At 64.6% G+C, this 14,200-nt stretch carries 22 protein-coding genes and 1 tRNA gene; 22 read left to right on the top strand and 1 reads right to left on the bottom strand.

Annotated elements, in window-relative coordinates; translation table 11 throughout:
* Positions 1–124: 124 nt before the first annotated feature.
* From AC06E7_RS15345 to AC06E7_RS15380, 8 genes are all read left to right on the top strand, one after another.
* Positions 125–658: a hypothetical protein gene (locus AC06E7_RS15345; RefSeq protein ID WP_478065229.1), complete on the top strand. Its 534-nt coding sequence runs from the start codon at positions 125–127 to the stop codon at positions 656–658.
* 11 nt (positions 659–669) lie between these two features.
* Complete coding sequence (locus AC06E7_RS15350) at positions 670–912, top strand: hypothetical protein (RefSeq protein ID WP_478065230.1); 243 nt, start codon at positions 670–672, stop codon at positions 910–912.
* A gap of 302 nt (positions 913–1,214) precedes the next feature.
* A tRNA-Met gene (locus tag AC06E7_RS15355) sits at positions 1,215–1,290 on the top strand.
* A gap of 18 nt (positions 1,291–1,308) precedes the next feature.
* Complete coding sequence (locus tag AC06E7_RS15360; RefSeq protein ID WP_478065231.1) at positions 1,309–1,932, top strand: glycoside hydrolase family 19 protein; 624 nt, start codon at positions 1,309–1,311, stop codon at positions 1,930–1,932.
* On the top strand, positions 1,929–2,255 hold the full coding sequence (locus AC06E7_RS15365) for a hypothetical protein (RefSeq protein ID WP_478065232.1): 327 nt from the start codon (positions 1,929–1,931) through the stop codon (positions 2,253–2,255). The genes AC06E7_RS15360 and AC06E7_RS15365 overlap by 4 nt, the downstream gene beginning before the upstream one ends.
* Positions 2,252–2,467: a hypothetical protein gene (locus tag AC06E7_RS15370; RefSeq protein ID WP_478065233.1), complete on the top strand. Its 216-nt coding sequence runs from the start codon at positions 2,252–2,254 to the stop codon at positions 2,465–2,467. The genes AC06E7_RS15365 and AC06E7_RS15370 overlap by 4 nt, the downstream gene beginning before the upstream one ends.
* A gap of 1 nt (position 2,468) precedes the next feature.
* The gene (locus AC06E7_RS15375; protein ID WP_478065234.1) at positions 2,469–2,612 is read left to right on the top strand and encodes a hypothetical protein; all 144 of its coding nucleotides are present in this window, start codon (positions 2,469–2,471) and stop codon (positions 2,610–2,612) included.
* The gene (locus AC06E7_RS15380; protein WP_478065235.1) at positions 2,609–3,118 is read left to right on the top strand and encodes a lysis system i-spanin subunit Rz; all 510 of its coding nucleotides are present in this window, start codon (positions 2,609–2,611) and stop codon (positions 3,116–3,118) included. The genes AC06E7_RS15375 and AC06E7_RS15380 overlap by 4 nt, the downstream gene beginning before the upstream one ends.
* Here the strand turns inward: AC06E7_RS15380 and AC06E7_RS15385 are convergent.
* The gene (locus tag AC06E7_RS15385) at positions 3,081–3,758 is read right to left on the bottom strand and encodes a S1 family peptidase (RefSeq protein WP_478065236.1); all 678 of its coding nucleotides are present in this window, start codon (positions 3,756–3,758) and stop codon (positions 3,081–3,083) included. The genes AC06E7_RS15380 and AC06E7_RS15385 overlap by 38 nt on opposite strands.
* A gap of 71 nt (positions 3,759–3,829) precedes the next feature.
* Between AC06E7_RS15385 and AC06E7_RS15390 the strand changes: the two genes are divergently transcribed.
* Genes AC06E7_RS15390 through AC06E7_RS15455 form a run of 14 tightly spaced genes read left to right on the top strand, consistent with a single transcriptional unit; the run spans position 3,830 to position 14,175 of the window.
* Positions 3,830–4,348 (top strand): terminase small subunit, encoded by a 519-nt coding sequence (locus tag AC06E7_RS15390; RefSeq protein ID WP_478065237.1) that lies wholly within the window; start codon positions 3,830–3,832, stop codon positions 4,346–4,348.
* The gene (gene terL, locus AC06E7_RS15395) at positions 4,263–5,831 is read left to right on the top strand and encodes a phage terminase large subunit (RefSeq protein ID WP_478065238.1); all 1,569 of its coding nucleotides are present in this window, start codon (positions 4,263–4,265) and stop codon (positions 5,829–5,831) included. The genes AC06E7_RS15390 and terL overlap by 86 nt, the downstream gene beginning before the upstream one ends.
* On the top strand, positions 5,831–7,621 hold the full coding sequence (locus AC06E7_RS15400; RefSeq protein WP_478065239.1) for an anti-CBASS protein Acb1 family protein: 1,791 nt from the start codon (positions 5,831–5,833) through the stop codon (positions 7,619–7,621). The genes terL and AC06E7_RS15400 overlap by 1 nt, the downstream gene beginning before the upstream one ends.
* A gap of 4 nt (positions 7,622–7,625) precedes the next feature.
* Positions 7,626–8,747, top strand: coding sequence for a DUF2213 domain-containing protein (locus AC06E7_RS15405; RefSeq protein ID WP_478065240.1), 1,122 nt, complete (start codon positions 7,626–7,628; stop codon positions 8,745–8,747).
* A 3-nt stretch (positions 8,748–8,750) separates the two neighbouring features.
* Complete coding sequence (locus AC06E7_RS15410) at positions 8,751–9,203, top strand: structural cement protein Gp24 (RefSeq protein ID WP_478065241.1); 453 nt, start codon at positions 8,751–8,753, stop codon at positions 9,201–9,203.
* 12 nt (positions 9,204–9,215) lie between these two features.
* Positions 9,216–10,151: a DUF2184 domain-containing protein gene (locus AC06E7_RS15415; protein WP_478065242.1), complete on the top strand. Its 936-nt coding sequence runs from the start codon at positions 9,216–9,218 to the stop codon at positions 10,149–10,151.
* Between the two features lie 45 nt (positions 10,152–10,196).
* Entirely contained in the window at positions 10,197–10,769 is a 573-nt protein-coding gene (locus AC06E7_RS15420) for a hypothetical protein (protein ID WP_478065243.1), read from the top strand.
* Positions 10,770–10,771: 2 nt separating this feature from the next.
* Positions 10,772–11,284, top strand: coding sequence for a DnaT-like ssDNA-binding protein (locus AC06E7_RS15425; RefSeq protein ID WP_478065244.1), 513 nt, complete (start codon positions 10,772–10,774; stop codon positions 11,282–11,284).
* Positions 11,281–11,637 carry a hypothetical protein gene (locus AC06E7_RS15430; RefSeq protein ID WP_478065245.1) on the top strand — a complete coding sequence of 119 codons (357 nt, stop codon included), beginning with the start codon at positions 11,281–11,283 and terminating at the stop codon, positions 11,635–11,637. Before AC06E7_RS15425 ends, AC06E7_RS15430 begins: the two co-directional genes overlap by 4 nt.
* Positions 11,637–12,713 carry a phage minor head protein gene (locus AC06E7_RS15435; protein ID WP_478065246.1) on the top strand — a complete coding sequence of 359 codons (1,077 nt, stop codon included), beginning with the start codon at positions 11,637–11,639 and terminating at the stop codon, positions 12,711–12,713. The genes AC06E7_RS15430 and AC06E7_RS15435 overlap by 1 nt, the downstream gene beginning before the upstream one ends.
* Positions 12,703–13,128, top strand: coding sequence for a hypothetical protein (locus AC06E7_RS15440; protein ID WP_478065247.1), 426 nt, complete (start codon positions 12,703–12,705; stop codon positions 13,126–13,128). The genes AC06E7_RS15435 and AC06E7_RS15440 overlap by 11 nt, the downstream gene beginning before the upstream one ends.
* Positions 13,125–13,535: a phage tail terminator-like protein gene (locus tag AC06E7_RS15445; protein ID WP_478065248.1), complete on the top strand. Its 411-nt coding sequence runs from the start codon at positions 13,125–13,127 to the stop codon at positions 13,533–13,535. The genes AC06E7_RS15440 and AC06E7_RS15445 overlap by 4 nt, the downstream gene beginning before the upstream one ends.
* Positions 13,536–13,545: 10 nt before the next feature.
* Positions 13,546–13,788, top strand: coding sequence for a hypothetical protein (locus AC06E7_RS15450; protein ID WP_478065249.1), 243 nt, complete (start codon positions 13,546–13,548; stop codon positions 13,786–13,788).
* Positions 13,789–13,797: 9 nt separating this feature from the next.
* The gene (locus tag AC06E7_RS15455) at positions 13,798–14,175 is read left to right on the top strand and encodes a hypothetical protein (RefSeq protein ID WP_478065250.1); all 378 of its coding nucleotides are present in this window, start codon (positions 13,798–13,800) and stop codon (positions 14,173–14,175) included.
* Positions 14,176–14,200: the final 25 nt, after the last annotated feature.

A 14,200-nucleotide genomic window follows, 5' to 3' on the forward strand; every position in this document is an offset into this window, starting at 1 on the left:
TTCGGGGAACAGGCAGGCCAGAGCTACCACTGCAAGGGCTACACCGAGCGGCAAGGCAGCTGCGACACCGATGGGCGGCTGCCCGTTTTCCGATTTGACCCCGAAGTAATTGAGGCCCTCCGCGATGCGCAACAATGATCCCCTGACCGAAGACCTGCGCCGTTGGGGCCATGCCCAGGTGAACCGCTATGCCTTCAGCCACACTGAGCGCGGGGTGCATGTGCTGCAGCATGCCCGGGATTTGGCGCCAGGCACACGTGAGCGCGCGCTGCGGGAGCTGGTAGGACGGGATGGCGGCGACCGCCGGCGTTTCATGGGCGCCCGATCTGGGGTTGTCGGCATGCACACCCTGCCTACCTGGGCCGTCAGCCCGGTTCGGGCTTCCAACGATGCGGACAGGCCGCACGACAACCCTGAGATTGCGGTTGACCTCGGCACACCAGACGAACTGCGTTGGATCGACCGGGCGCTGGCCTCGATGCAGCGGCAGTACCCTCTTCGGGCGCTCATCGTCCGGACCGAGTTCACCGTGTCCGCCAGTCAGGCGGTGAAGGCTCACATGGTGGCGGACCAGTACGGTGGGACGCTCTCGATCTGGCAGTACCGCCGGGAGCTGCAGCGCGGGGTAGACTTTATGGGCGGCAGGATCGCCGCTTAGAGGGTGACGCCATGACTGATTTCAACTGGATTGAAGAAGACGTCCCGGAGGAAAAGTGGACTCTCAGGGGCGGTGAATACTTCGTCCGCATGGATATGGAATTGTTTATGAAACGCAGTGGAAGCTATGACTTTTCCGTGTTGGCGGAGGACTTCCAGCGCTGGCAAGAGTCGCGGCCATCCCGGATGCATGCGATGAGGATATCCATCCCTGGCGAGCCGGGTCGAGTTGAGATAGTCCGCGAAATTCCTTGACAAGTTGCACATCAAGATGCCCTAATTCTGTAACTGTCAAGAATTGTCCCTGAAGCCCTGGCCAAAAGCCGGGGCTTCTGCGTTCTTAGCCCCCGACACCGATTGACCACCGCGCGACCAGGCCTGAACACCTCGCCGCGAGGCGACACGGGCCGGCACCAACACTCCAGGGCGGAGAGAGGCTGGGTCCATGACCCCGGCCATGGTGCCTATCCAGCGGTGGTGATCGGCCTTCTACGCCCGCAGCCCCCCGGACCAACCACGAACCTTCGAAGAGACCGGTCGAGGGGCGGGCACCCAACAGCAGCTTGGAGAAGTGGCATCTCGCCGGGCCCATAACCCGGAGGTCCCCCCGTTCGAGTCGGGCAGCTGCTACCAACCAACGGAGACACCATGGTGAGCACCGAGACAGTCGCGGCCGCCATGGGCGCCGGCAAGTACGCCCAGGCGCTGGAGGAGGTCTGCATCCGCTTCGGCATCGTGTCGGCGCTGGAGAAGGCCCACTTCTTGGCGCACATGTCGGTGGAGTCGCAAGGCTTCACCCGTGTCCGGGAGAACCTGGGCTACACGGCGCAGCGCCTGCTGGAGGTGTTCCCCGGTCGCAATGGCCTGAAGACGCTGGGCCAGGCGAAGATCATTGTCGCGAAAGGCCGCGACGGCATCGCCGAGGCGATCTACGGCGGCGCGTGGGGCGCACGGAAGCTCGGCAATACGCAGCCCGGGGACGGTGCGCGGTTCGCTGGCAGGAGCTTGATCCACCTGACTGGCCGCGAAAACGTCACCGCCTACTCGCACGCCATGTACGGCGACGCCCGCCTGGTCAGGGATCCGTCCATGTTGGAGCGACTTCCTGATGCGGCATTGGCTGCCGGGTGGTACTGGGTGTGGCGCGGCTGCGGCGAGCCGGCGCGGCGTGACGACATCGTGGGAAGCACCGAGAAGGTCAACGGCGGCCTGAACGGCTTGGCCGACCGGGCGATCAAGCTGGCGCAGGCCAAGAAGCTGTTCGGCATCGCATGACCGCCGCAAAGAAGAAGCCGCGGCTGTCGCCGGTCAGCCAGCTGCAGGGCGTGCTGGTGGTGCTGGAGAGTCGGAAGGCAAAGAACCCGACCGCTGAACTGCTGACCGCCATCCGCGAGATGGTGAGCGACGCGCTGGCGGTGCTACAGGAGCCGGACCCGACCAAACAGCGGATTGCCTTCGTGCTGCTGGCGGTCCAGCAGTCAACACAGGTCGCGATCAAAGAGGTGCGCGGCAAGCGTCTCACCCGGGTGACCGTCACAGACCAGCCCCTGTACCACTGGGCGCTGGAGGAAATCCACGCACTGGCAGGTGCCGCATGACCTTCGCAACTCGAAACGTCGGCGCGGCCCGGGTGGGCATTGCCGTCCTGGTGCTGTTCCTCCTCGGCATGGCCATGGCCGCGCTCATCGCGGTGGCCATCCCGCCCGAAAACAAGGATTCATTCGGCATGTTGATCGGCGGGTTGAACAACGCCACCGGCATGGTGATCGGCTACTTCTTCGGCATGACCCGCAGGGGTTCTGGAGCCTGATATGTACGGCGGAGATGGCAATTGGTTCATCGGCGGCATCGTTCTGGCGATGATTGCCGGCGCGGCCTTGATGGGCATCCTCTTCTGGCTGGTCCCTCTGCTGTGGGGCCTGATCAAGCCCTGGCTACACATGGTGACCGGATGAACCGGGCAGCCATCGCGGTACTAGCGTTCATCGTCTGGTCTGCCGCTGCTTTCGGCGCCGGATGGGCATGGCGCGGCGATCGCGCCGAGGGCGTCGAAGCACAGCAGCACGCCAGGACCAGTGCCGCCCAAGTACAGCAGGTCAACCAGGTGCGCGGCACCGAACACAAGCAGGCCGACACCATGGCCGCCATTGGAGCGAAGCATGAAGAAGACCGTGCCGCGGCCCCGGCCGTCGCTGATTCTGTTGTGGCTGACTTGCGTGCTGGCGATCTCCGGCTGCGCGATGGGTGGGCAGGCTGCGAAACCCAGCGTCTGTCCGACGCTGCCGCCGCCGCCATCGAACGTGATGCGGCCGCCCAGCGCCGAGCAGACTTTGCGGGGGCTGTTGTTCGAGCCGGCCACGACGCCGACGACCAGCTCAGCGCCTGCCAAGCCGTGATCAGCGCTGATAGAGGCGTACAAGCACCTATGGCAATGGAAAACCAATGGGGTTTTGCTCGATGAGTCGCAGGACCGTGTTGATGTTCGACGATTCAATGATGCCCGTATCGCTGCGAAGCATAAAAGGCAATTCTGCGTCCTCATCATAGATTGGCTCAGGAACATATCTGAAGCCGGTAACCACGCTGCACACCTTCAACTCACTACCACCTTGCGGTCTAAACACGACCGGCCCTCCCGAAAAGCCTGGGTTGTTGTGACCATCCAGAAAAATGGTCTCAAATCCGTTGGCAGTAACCATTGCAGAGACTATTCCCTTCTTCACGAAGGGAAGCGGGTATCCGCCATTCAACTCCTCTGGAACATCGGCGCGCCATCCATGGGGATACCCAAGGAAGTAAACGTCTTGGCTCCAAACCATGTGGGCTGCGGTGGGTTCCATTGAAAGAGGGTGACAAATCTGACAATGGGGAGAAAAGACGGCAACGTCAGCCGCTTCGTTTCGTCCGACCAACTCGGGCAGGAGTGGGACCCACCCGCCTGCATGCCATATGCTAATGGTCTGGCCAGGCGCCCACTGTTCCAGCAGGTGATTTGCAGTAACGAGATACTGGCGTCGATCAACGTCGATTGCAAAAATGGTTCCGACATTCTCACCGATTCTCAGTTGGCGGATGCGGTGGTAGACGTTCGAAGTAATCATCGTGGCGGGCCATATAAGGTGGACCTGCGCAGATTAGCCGAAAATCAGAAGATCTCTTCCGACAGCGAACCATGAAGCCTAACCGACTGGGAAAGAAGCCAGCTCCCACACGGGAGCGGCCCAAGACGGCGTGCGGCGGATTGTCTCCAAAACAGCAGCGCTTCGTTCACGAATACCTGAAGGACCAGAACGGCACGCAAGCCGCCATCCGTACGGGATATAGCGAAAAGACCGCCAAGCAACAGGGCTCGCGACTGCTTACGTATCCAGACGTCCAAGCCGCGGTCCGCGCCGGGCAGAGGAGGGTGGCCACACAGGCGGAGGTGACGGTGGCCAGCCTCATGGCGGAGTTGGAGCAGGCCAGGAAGCTGGCGCTCAAGGAAAAACAGGTCAGCGCCGCAGTGACCGCGACCATGGGCAAGGGGAAGCTGGCCGGCCTGCTGATCGAGAAGCGCCAGCACTCCGGTGCGGTTGGCACCTACAACCTGAAAGACCTATCGGACAATGACCTCGACCGCCTTGAACAGATCCTCGGTCCGCTTGCCGACGTTGGCGGAGATCCGGGCGGAGCGGGCGAGGAGGGCAGCTGAGCGCGAGCGGGAGCGTATTTCCGAGAACGTAGAGGGCATCCGGGCAAGATCGCAGACGCTGGAGGGCTTCATCCTCGAGCACTGGCATATCTTGGAGCCGGCCAGGCCGTTGAAGTTTGGCTGGGCGCTGCGGGCGATGTGCAGGCATCTGGAGGCGGTCACCGAGGGCCATATCCAGTTCCTGTTGATGACCGTGCCGCCCGGCATGATGAAGTCGCTGCTGCTGGTGTTCTGGACGGCGTGGGAATGGGGCCCGGTTGGCCGCCCGGACCTACAGATGCTGGCCACTTCCTACAGCCAGCCCAACGTGCTGCGCGACAACCTGAAGCTGCGGCGGCTCATCGAGAGCGACCAGTACCAGGCCGCGTGGCCGATGAAGCTTCGCGGTGACCAGAACGCGAAAGGGAAGTTCGAGAACACGGGTAACGGCTTCAGCGAGGCCAGGCCTTTCAGCTCCATGACCGGTGGCCGCGGCGACCGGGTGAAGGTGGACGACCCGCATTCGACCGAGACCGCCGAGAGCGACGCCGAGCGCAAGACCGCCGTCCGGATCTTCCGTGAGGGCATTACCGACCGACTGAACGACATCACCTCCTCGGCGATGGTGATCATCATGCAGCGCCTGCACCAGCAGGACGTTGCAGCGGTGGCGCTGGAGCTGGACCTGGGCTTCGTCCACCTGAATCTGCCAATGGAGTTCGAAGCAGAGCGGGTCGACAAGGACGGCAAGAAAACCGGCGGCCCGTGCCGCACCTACGTGAACGGTGAGCTTTTCTTCGAGGACCCGCGCACCGAAGACGGCCAGCTCCTGTTTCCAGAGCGCTTCCCGCGCGCCGAGGTCGACAGGCTCAAGCGTGCGAAAGGCAGCTACGCATACGCCGGTCAGTACCAGCAGCGGCCAACGCCGCGCGATGGCGGCCGGTTCAAGCGGGAGTGGTTCGAAGTGGTCGAGGCCGCGCCAGCGATCGCGTCGGCCCGAAAGGTCCGGCGGTGGGACTTCGCTGCCACCGACCCGAAGGAGAAAACCAGTAGCGATCCGGACTACACCGTCGGACTGCTCTTAGGCGAATTCGCCGGCACGTACTACGTGCTCGACGTGGTGCGCGACCAGGTGTCGCCCGCCGGCGTGGAGCGGATGCTGAAGAACACCGCAGTGCAGGACGGCAAGGGCATCAAGGTTCGTATCCCGCAGGATCCTGGCGCTGCAGGCAAGAGCAACGCCGCGCACCAGGTGAAGCTGCTGGCAGGCTGGGACGTCAAGGCGGTGCTGGAATCCGGATCCAAGGAGGTCCGGGCAACCCCGGTCGAGGCTCAAGCCGAAGCCGGAAACATCAAGCTGGTGAAGGGGCCGTGGGTCGCAGCGTTCTTGGACGAGATCGCCGAGTTCCCGAACGCCAAACATGATGACCAGGTGGACGGGCTCTCGGGCGCGTTCGCCGAGCTCGTCACCGGCAGCACCTACAACCTGGGGAACGCTCTCTGATGGGCAAGCTCGCACAAATCAAGGACGGGCTGGTCAACCTGGTTGCCAACCTGGGCACGCCTCGCGACAAGGCGGCGTCCTCGTTCTACGGCCTGCCGCTCCTGACGGACGCAGACGCAAACAATGCCTACCGCGGCACCTGGCTGGCGCGGAAGGTCATCGATATCCCTGCAATGGACAGCTGCCGCAAGTGGCGCGGGTGGAGCGCTGACCAGGCCGAGATCTCCGCCATCGAGGCAGAGGAGAAGCGACTCGGCCTCCAGCAGAAGATGCTGGAAGCGCTCACGCGCGCACGTCTCGCCGGCGGTGCTGCTCTCTACATCGGTACGGGGCAGTCCGACCCGCTGAATCCCCTGAACCCGGAATCGGTGGGCAAGGGCGGCATCAAGCACATCAACGTGCTGTCCAAGCGGGTGCTGCAGGCGGGGGAGCTGGACCGTGACCCGGAATCGCCAGGCTACGGCCGGCCCGCCTACTACAACCTCAGCAGTGGCACTGCCGGTCAGCTCCGAATCCATCCAAGCCGGCTTGTGATCCTGCAAGGCGCCACGAAGCCGGATCCGGAGCTCGACACTGGTGACGGGTGGGGCGATTCGGTGCTGCTGGCGATCAGCAGAGCCATCAAGGACGCCGACAGCACGGCCGGCAACATCGCTTCACTGGTGTTTGAAGCGAAGGTCGACGTGATCAAGATCCCGAACTTCATGTCGATGCTGTCCGATCCGGCATACGAAGCGCAGATGCTGAGCAGGATGCAGCTGGCCATGATGGCCAAGGGCATCAACGGCGCGCTGCTGCTGGATGCCGAGGAGTCTTACGAACAGAAGCAGGCACAGTTCGGCGGCCTCACCGACCTGCTGATGGCCTTCATGCAGCTGACCGCCGGCGCCTCGGATATCCCGATGACCCGGCTGCTCGGCCAGTCGCCCGGCGGCATGAATGCCAGCGGCGAAAGCGATTTGCGCAATTACTACGACCGGATCAGCTCCAGCCAGGAGCTGGTGCTGGCGCCGGCGCTGCAGGTGCTTGATGAGTGCCTGATCCGTTCGGCGCTGGGAAGCCGGCCGAAGGAGGTGTTCTACAACTGGCGCAGCCTGTGGCAGACCACTGACACCGAGCGCGCCGCCATCGGCAAGACCACGGCTGACACCATCAAGACCATCGCCGACACCCGCCTCATTCCCGACGACGTGATGTCGGTGGTGGCGGTCAACATGCTCACCGAGGCTGGCGTCGCGCCAGGCTTGGAAGCGGAGATGCTGGAGTACGGCCAGGCCAACCCCGATGGCGAGAGCGATGAGATCGACGAGGAAGAGAGCGCGGCGACGGCAACGGCAACCGTGGTCGACGCTCAGCCTCGGTCCCTGTACGTAAGCCGTAAGGTGATCAACACGGACGAAATCGAGGCTTGGGCGCGCGGTCAGGGAATCACGCATCTGGTCGACGACCTGCACGTGACCGTCGCCTATTCGCGCCAGGCCTTCGACTGGATCAAGGCAGGCAACGCGAGCGACTGGGGCAACGACGGGAAGGACCGGGTGGTGATACCGGAAGGTGGCCCGCGCGCCGTCGAGCCGCTGGGCGGCATGTCGGCGGTGATCCTGTTCGCTTCGTCAGCGCTGTCGTGGCGGCACGAAAGCATCATCCGCGCCGGCGGTTCGCACGACTACCCGGAATTCACCCCGCACATCAGCCTCACCAAGGCTCCCGTCGACCTGCTGAAGGTCGAGCCGTACCGCGGCCGCATCGTGCTGGGCCCGGAAATCTTCGAAGAGATCCGAGAGGACTGACCCCATGTACCTAATCGATCACGTCTCGGTGTCGGCGCCTCGCCGCACCGTGGACGGCTACCTTGTGGCCGATGCATACGTGGCGCGGACCGGCATCCAGACCTACCTGGGAGAGGAGCTGGGCCGGCCTGACCTGTTGAACGTGCGGGTCTACCGGCCACCGGAGGAGGTGTTCTCCGATGCAACGATGCGCAGCTTCGCGCACCGGCCGATGACCAACGACCACCCGCCGGAACAGGTGAACGCGCAGAACTGGAAGAAGTATGCCGTTGGCCAGACCGGCGACGAGGTCGTACACGACAAGAACCGCGTGCGTGTTCCGCTGGTTCTGATGGATCAGGACGCGATCGCGGACTACGAGGCCGGCAAGCGCGAGCTGTCGCAGGGGTATTCCTCAGAGATCGATTGGACCGATGGGGTGACGCCGGAAGGTGAACCCTACGACGCGGTCCAGCGAAACATTCGCAACAACCATCTGGCCCTTGTCCAGCGCGGCAGGGCCGGCTCTCAGTTTCGCATCGGGGATGGGCGCACCCCCGGTGCTCCGGATCCAAGCGCCCATCCACAACCCCAGGAGAACCACATGAGCGACAAGACCATCTTGGTCGATGGGCTTTCCGTCGTCACCAACGACGCCGGCGCCCAGGCCATCAGCAAGCTGCAGCAGCAGCTGAAGGATGCGCAGACCGCCGCGGGCACCGCTGATGCCGCGCACCAGACCGCCATCGCCGCAAAGGACGCAGCCATCGCCAAGCTCGAAGCCGAGCGCGACGACCTGAAGGCCAAGGTGTTGAGCGACGCCGATCTGGACAATCGCGTGCGGGAGCGCGGCGACCTGATCGGCAAGGCCAAGGCCATCCATGACACCGACTACAGCGGCAAGTCGGACCCCGAAGTCCGCAAGATCGCCGTAGTCGCCAAGCTTGGCGACGCCGCAGTGGCTGGCAAGCCCGACGCCTATATCGAAGCCCGCTTCGACATCCTGGCCGACGGCGCAACGCCCCGCGATCCGGTCGTCGTTGCCCTCGGCGACCGGGCTATCCATCGCCAGCCCGTCCAGGACCATGGCTATGCCGCGTCCGTGGCCAGCCTGGACTACCGCACCGCCAATCAGAAGGAGGCCTAAGCCATGGCATTGCAGACCACCTATCCGGACACCCCGCCGGCAGCCATCCTCGGCGCGCAGGCGACCATGCTGCCGGCCACGATCATCTCCCGCGACGTCGAAACCGCTCCTGGCATCGGCTTCGGCCGCGCTGTCGCTCAAGGCACTGCGGACAAGGGCATCGTCCTGGCTGGCACCGGCGCGCTGAAGCTCGTCGGCATCACCCTGTTGGACCGTTCTGCCGTCGGCAGCGCAGGCGTCCCGGACAGCTTCGCGCAGCGCACCTCCGCCCGTGTGATTACCAAGGGCGACGTGTGGGTGACCGCTGCCGTGGCGGTCAAGGCCGGCGACCCGGTGTACGTCACCGGCACCGGCACGTTCACCAACGTGGACACCGGCAACACCGCCTTTGCAGGCGCCCGCTGGGACACCAGCACCACCGCCGCCGGTCAGCTGGCCGTCGTCCGTCTCGGCTAAGGAGCCAACCCCATGAATGGAGCAATCCCCCTCTTCGACGCCCAGGCAGCACTGGGCTTCGTCGTCGCCCAGACCTCGATCATCGAGCCGGGCGTTTACAGGACCGTCTATCCGTCGGTCCAGTACCGCGACCTGGTTCCGGTCGACACCTCCGGTAGCGAGTTCGCCACCTCGGTGACCTACTACTCGTCCGACCAGTACGGCAAGGCTGGCTGGATCAACGGCAACGCCGATGACGTCCCCAAGGCCGGCATCACCCGCGCTCAGCATCAGACCGGCGTGCACACCGCAGGTATCGGATACGGTTTCGGCTGGGAAGAGGTCGGCCGTGCTCAGCTGCTGGGCATCAGCCTGCAGTCGGACGATGCCGCCGCAGCGCGCCAGGCTTCGGAGGAGATGGTCGACCGCGTCGCTCTGCTCGGTGATGACACCAAGGGCTTCACCGGCCTGTTCAATGCCGCTGGTGTCACCCCGGTGGCGGCTCCGACCGGCAGTTGGGACGCCAGCACGGACACGCAACTCATCGTCAGCACCCTCAATCAAGCGCTGATCAACGTGTTCAATGGCACCAACACCGCCTCGATGGCCGACACCCTGCTGATGCCGTGGTCGAAGTACCAGCTCATCGCCACCCGAAAGATGAGCGACAACAGCGACATGACCGTCCTGCAGTGGTTCTTGGCCAACAACATCTACACCGTCCAGTTTGGCCGGCCGCTCACCGTGCGCGGCCAGCGTGGCCTGGATACGGCGGGTGTCGGTGGCACCACGCGCCTGGTGGCGTATCGCAAGGATGCTCAGGTTCTGAAGATGCACATGCCGATGCCGCACCGCTTCCTGCCTGCCTGGCAGAGCGGCCCGCTGCGCTGGGATATCCCGGGCGTCATGCGCCTCGGTGGCCTGGACGTTCGCCTGCCGAAGGAAGTCGTCTACCTGGACGGCATCTGATTGCAACGGCCCCGGCCATGTGCCGGGGCCCCACTGGAGCGAAGCATGAAGATCACCAATCACCACAAGGGCCCCATCGGCCTGCCCAACGGCACTGTGCTGCCGCCTGGCGTGCCCACGCCCGTTGCGTCCTGGGACAGCGTCAAGAACAACGCGGTCGTCAAGGGCTGGCTGGACGGGAAAATCATCTCCGTCGGCGGCGCCTCCGCGGCCACTTCGCCGCCGCCGGCTGCACCTTCCCTGCTCGGGTCGGACCTTCTGCCCTCGCACGTGCTGCTGGTCGACGACACCACGGTTCCGCTGGGGCACATCGTCCAGCACGCGCATTCGGCATCGGGACTGTCCGTCGAGGACTGGAACAACCTGGACAGCGATGCCCGTGAGGCGCTGCTGGCCGCATCGGTGCAGCAGCTGACGATTGATGCCGAAGCCAAGAAGGGCGAGGGCACCACCAGCATCCCAACCACCACCGGTACCCAGAAGCCGGATGCCGCGGCGGACAAGGATGCATTGATCGCCCGCGCGAAGGCGCTCGGCATCGCCGCCAAGGCAACCTGGGGCGTTCCGAAGCTGCAGGAAGCCATTGCGGCCGCCGAAGCCAAGAAGGGCGAGGGCTGACCATGTACGGCACGCTGGAAGGCGCGGACAGCTATCACCAGGCGCGCGGCAACGCGGCCTGGGCAGCGGGCAGTGATGAGGCCCGCACCGGCGCGCTGGTCCGCGCCACGGACTACGTCGATGGCCGGCACCGGGTGCTGCTGGCATCCGGCCGCTGGTCGTCGATGTTCCCTGGCGTGCGTACTGCCGGGCGGGGCCAACCCAACGAATGGCCCCGCACCGGTGCTTCGGATTACGACGGCGACCCAATCCAGCCCGACGAGATTCCGGAAGAGGTGGAGCGGGCCACGTATGAGGCGGCGCTGCGCGAGCTGGCCAGCCCTGGCAGCCTGTCGCCGGACTTCATCTCCAGCGAGGCGGTCACCCGAGAAAAGGTCGGTCCCATCGAGGTGACCTATGCCGATGCGGCGGCGGCTGGCCAGTTGCCGAATCGACCGGTGATTCCAGCGATTGATGAGATCTTGGCGCCGCTGCTGCGCACCCCTGCGGTCGGCCCGGCGGTGCGCGTCGTATGAGCCGTTTCTACAACCGCATGCAGGCCACCGCCGAGCGGCTGATTGCGCGCTACGGGTACGCCACCCAGCTCGAACGGGACGGAGCGCCTACTGGGCCGCCCCACAACCCGCAGCCTGGCCCTTCCACGCACCACGATTGCAAGGTGGTCGAGATCGAGTACAGCCTGACCGACCGCGACGCCACGCTGGTGCTGCAGGGCGACAAGCTGGGTCTGATCTCTACGGCGGTCGACATCGCGCCCAGCAAGGATGATCGGATCATGCTGGGAGGGGAGACGTTCCACTTCATCGACCTGCAGCCACTCTCGCCAGGTGGCCAGGTTCTGCTCTACGAATTCCACGCCCGCCGCTGATGGACTACCTCACCCCACGCGAGCTGGAGTTGCTGGCGCGTCGCCTGGAGCCGGCTATCCGCCGATCCTTTGAGCAGGCTGTCGCGGGCATGCGGAACCAAGCACAGGTCGATCATCTGGCAGAGCTGCTGCGCGCTGGCCAGGTCGACAGGGTGCTGGAAGCGTTGGGCTTCGATTCGGAAGCTTTCTCGCCGATGGCGGAATCGGTGCGGCAGGCCTTCGTCGCTGGTGGCGATGCAGGCATCAAGGAGCTACCGCGGCTCTCGATGCGGCAGCAGGTTCGCGGGGGCTACAACCCCGCCGTCGAGACGCCGACGCTTCGGTTCCGGTTCGACCTGCGAAACCGCGGCGCTGAGGGCTGGTTGCAGGAGAACTCGTCGCGCCTGATCGTTGGGATCGTGGAGGACCAGCGGCAGATGGTGAGGCAGCACCTGGTGCGCGGAATGGCTGCCGGACAGAATCCGCGCCAGAGCGCGCTCGAGCTCGTCGGCCGGGTAGGCGAAACCGGACGTCGCGCCGGCGGGGTGGTGGGCCTGACTTCACAGCAGGCGCAGTACGTTGCAAACGTGCGGCAGCAGCTGGCCAGCGGCGATCCCACGCAGATGGCGGCGTACTTCGACCGGCAGCGCCGGGACAAGCGCCTCGACGGTATCGTCAAGCGCGCGATCGCGGGCAGCAAGCCGGTGGCGGCGGCGGACATCGAGAAGATTGCCGGCCGCTACGCCGACCGGCTGCTGTCGCTGCGCGGCGAGATGATCGCGAGGACCGAATCGCTGACGGCCATGAACGCCGGCCGCGATGAGGCTTACCGGCAGCAGATTGAATCGGGCCGTTTGGCCCCTGAGAACGTCACCTGCGGCTGGTCTGCCACCGGTGATGACCGCACGCGGCATAGCCACAAGGCGATGAACGGCCAGAAGCGGCGGTTCGGTGAGCCGTTCCAAACGCCAAGCGGTGCGCTGATGAGGTTCCCGGGCGACACCGCGCTCGGGGCGCCGGCGGAAGAAACCATCGGCTGCCGGTGCACGAAGACCTACCGGGTGGACATGGCAGCGGAGGTGCAGCGTGGCCAATAAGTTTGGCAGCCAAGTCCGTGCCTTCGCCGAGAAGGCCAAGGGCATGCAGTTAGCGGTGTTCCGCGAATCATCGCAGCGGCTCATGGAGGAGGCCAACACGCCGGAGAGTATGGGAGGCCGCATGCCAGTGGACACCGGGTTCCTGCGTAACTCGGTTGCGGCTTCCCTGGAGGGCATGCCCACCGGTGGCGCGACGGATCCGCCGCTGGTGTTTGCAAGCATGGACTTGGGCCAGACGGTATGGGCCGGGTGGACCGCGAAATACGCCATGCGCATGGAGCACGGGTTCTACGGCGAGGACAGCAAGGGCAGGACCTACGCGCAGGCCGGCAAGGGCTTTGCCAGGGCGGCGGCGCAGCGCTGGGATTTCATCGTGGCCGAGGTCACCGCCGAGATCAGGGGCCGTATGCGATGAACGACACCGAGATCTACGACGCCTTCACGAAGCTGGTCACCGCATTCGCGGCGGCGCAGGGACTGCCTTGCTCGTACCCCGGAATCGGGTTCACCCCGCCGACCGGCAAGGATGCCAGGTGGTTGGAGCTCCAGTGGTTCCCCAACCGGACCCAGAACTACGGCCTGGCCGACGACGGCCCGTCCCTGATGCAGGGGTTCGGCCAGCTGGCAGCCTGCTACCGGCCGGGGAAGGGGATCATGGTGGGCACGCCCATCACGGACGCCATCATCGTCGCGTTTGCCAAGGGCACCCGCTTCGCCGGCATGGCTGTCTACGAGCGGCCGTCCACCAGCAGCATCATTCAGGACCCGGAGCGGGTAATGCACCCGGTCACCATCCGGTGGAGGGGTTTCGTTTCGGGGTAGACTCCGGCCCATGAGTCCCAAGACGCCCAACCTGCACCTGGTGCGAAGCGATGGCCCCCTCAGCGAGGGAGCGTTGAAAGAGCTGCGCGATTCCGTCGACCGCATGAAGGCCTCTCGCAGCTTGATGTACGAGTTCAACAAAGAGCAGGCCATCTGGGTCCGCAATGAGTATGAGGAGTATCTGCGGGCCGGGTTTAAGCCAGCTGAGGCACTGAAGCTGGTGGCCGCTAAGCTTAGTCCTGGAAGCAAGTAAAGTACCGGCGTGGCGGATACGGCGTGGACGATAGGGTGGAGCATCTTCAGCTTTGTTGCAGGAGCATTCGTCTCTCACCAAGCGGCGGTGTTTCGGGACAAGCGTAAAGAGTTCAACGAGGCTGCACGCCCGTTTCAGGACTGGATTGCAATTCACCTTTCGCGAAACGAGGGATACGACCCAGCGCCGGGGCCAGCAGAAAGGTTGGCGCTGGGGGAACGGCTCAGTGAGGAAGATAGTCTGCAGTTCCTCCAGCTCCTGCACATCATCGAACTTGAATACAAGAAGGCAAAGCGCGTTTCTCTCTCTGGACGGGTGCTGCAAGACAGGTCAGTTCGCGCGTACACCGCACTACGAATGCTGCAGAGCCTGACAAGGCTTAGGTGACACCAACAGGCCCGCTAACAGCGGG

The sequence above is a fragment of the Stenotrophomonas sp. Steno-Z4 genome, from assembly GCF_056393145.1.

Coding starts and splice junctions, on each gene's coding strand:
- AC06E7_RS15345 (WP_478065229.1), top strand. CDS start 125: ATGCGCAACAATGATCCCCTGACCGAAGACCTGCGCCGTTGGGGCCAT.
- AC06E7_RS15350 (WP_478065230.1), top strand. CDS start 670: ATGACTGATTTCAACTGGATTGAAGAAGACGTCCCGGAGGAAAAGTGG.
- AC06E7_RS15365 (WP_478065232.1), top strand. CDS start 1,929: ATGACCGCCGCAAAGAAGAAGCCGCGGCTGTCGCCGGTCAGCCAGCTG.
- AC06E7_RS15370 (WP_478065233.1), top strand. CDS start 2,252: ATGACCTTCGCAACTCGAAACGTCGGCGCGGCCCGGGTGGGCATTGCC.
- AC06E7_RS15375 (WP_478065234.1), top strand. CDS start 2,469: ATGTACGGCGGAGATGGCAATTGGTTCATCGGCGGCATCGTTCTGGCG.
- AC06E7_RS15380 (WP_478065235.1), top strand. CDS start 2,609: ATGAACCGGGCAGCCATCGCGGTACTAGCGTTCATCGTCTGGTCTGCC.
- AC06E7_RS15385 (WP_478065236.1), bottom strand. CDS start 3,758: ATGATTACTTCGAACGTCTACCACCGCATCCGCCAACTGAGAATCGGT.
- AC06E7_RS15390 (WP_478065237.1), top strand. CDS start 3,830: ATGAAGCCTAACCGACTGGGAAAGAAGCCAGCTCCCACACGGGAGCGG.
- terL (WP_478065238.1), top strand. CDS start 4,263: ATGACCTCGACCGCCTTGAACAGATCCTCGGTCCGCTTGCCGACGTTG.
- AC06E7_RS15400 (WP_478065239.1), top strand. CDS start 5,831: ATGGGCAAGCTCGCACAAATCAAGGACGGGCTGGTCAACCTGGTTGCC.
- AC06E7_RS15405 (WP_478065240.1), top strand. CDS start 7,626: ATGTACCTAATCGATCACGTCTCGGTGTCGGCGCCTCGCCGCACCGTG.
- AC06E7_RS15410 (WP_478065241.1), top strand. CDS start 8,751: ATGGCATTGCAGACCACCTATCCGGACACCCCGCCGGCAGCCATCCTC.
- AC06E7_RS15415 (WP_478065242.1), top strand. CDS start 9,216: ATGAATGGAGCAATCCCCCTCTTCGACGCCCAGGCAGCACTGGGCTTC.
- AC06E7_RS15420 (WP_478065243.1), top strand. CDS start 10,197: ATGAAGATCACCAATCACCACAAGGGCCCCATCGGCCTGCCCAACGGC.
- AC06E7_RS15425 (WP_478065244.1), top strand. CDS start 10,772: ATGTACGGCACGCTGGAAGGCGCGGACAGCTATCACCAGGCGCGCGGC.
- AC06E7_RS15430 (WP_478065245.1), top strand. CDS start 11,281: ATGAGCCGTTTCTACAACCGCATGCAGGCCACCGCCGAGCGGCTGATT.
- AC06E7_RS15435 (WP_478065246.1), top strand. CDS start 11,637: ATGGACTACCTCACCCCACGCGAGCTGGAGTTGCTGGCGCGTCGCCTG.
- AC06E7_RS15445 (WP_478065248.1), top strand. CDS start 13,125: ATGAACGACACCGAGATCTACGACGCCTTCACGAAGCTGGTCACCGCA.
- AC06E7_RS15450 (WP_478065249.1), top strand. CDS start 13,546: ATGAGTCCCAAGACGCCCAACCTGCACCTGGTGCGAAGCGATGGCCCC.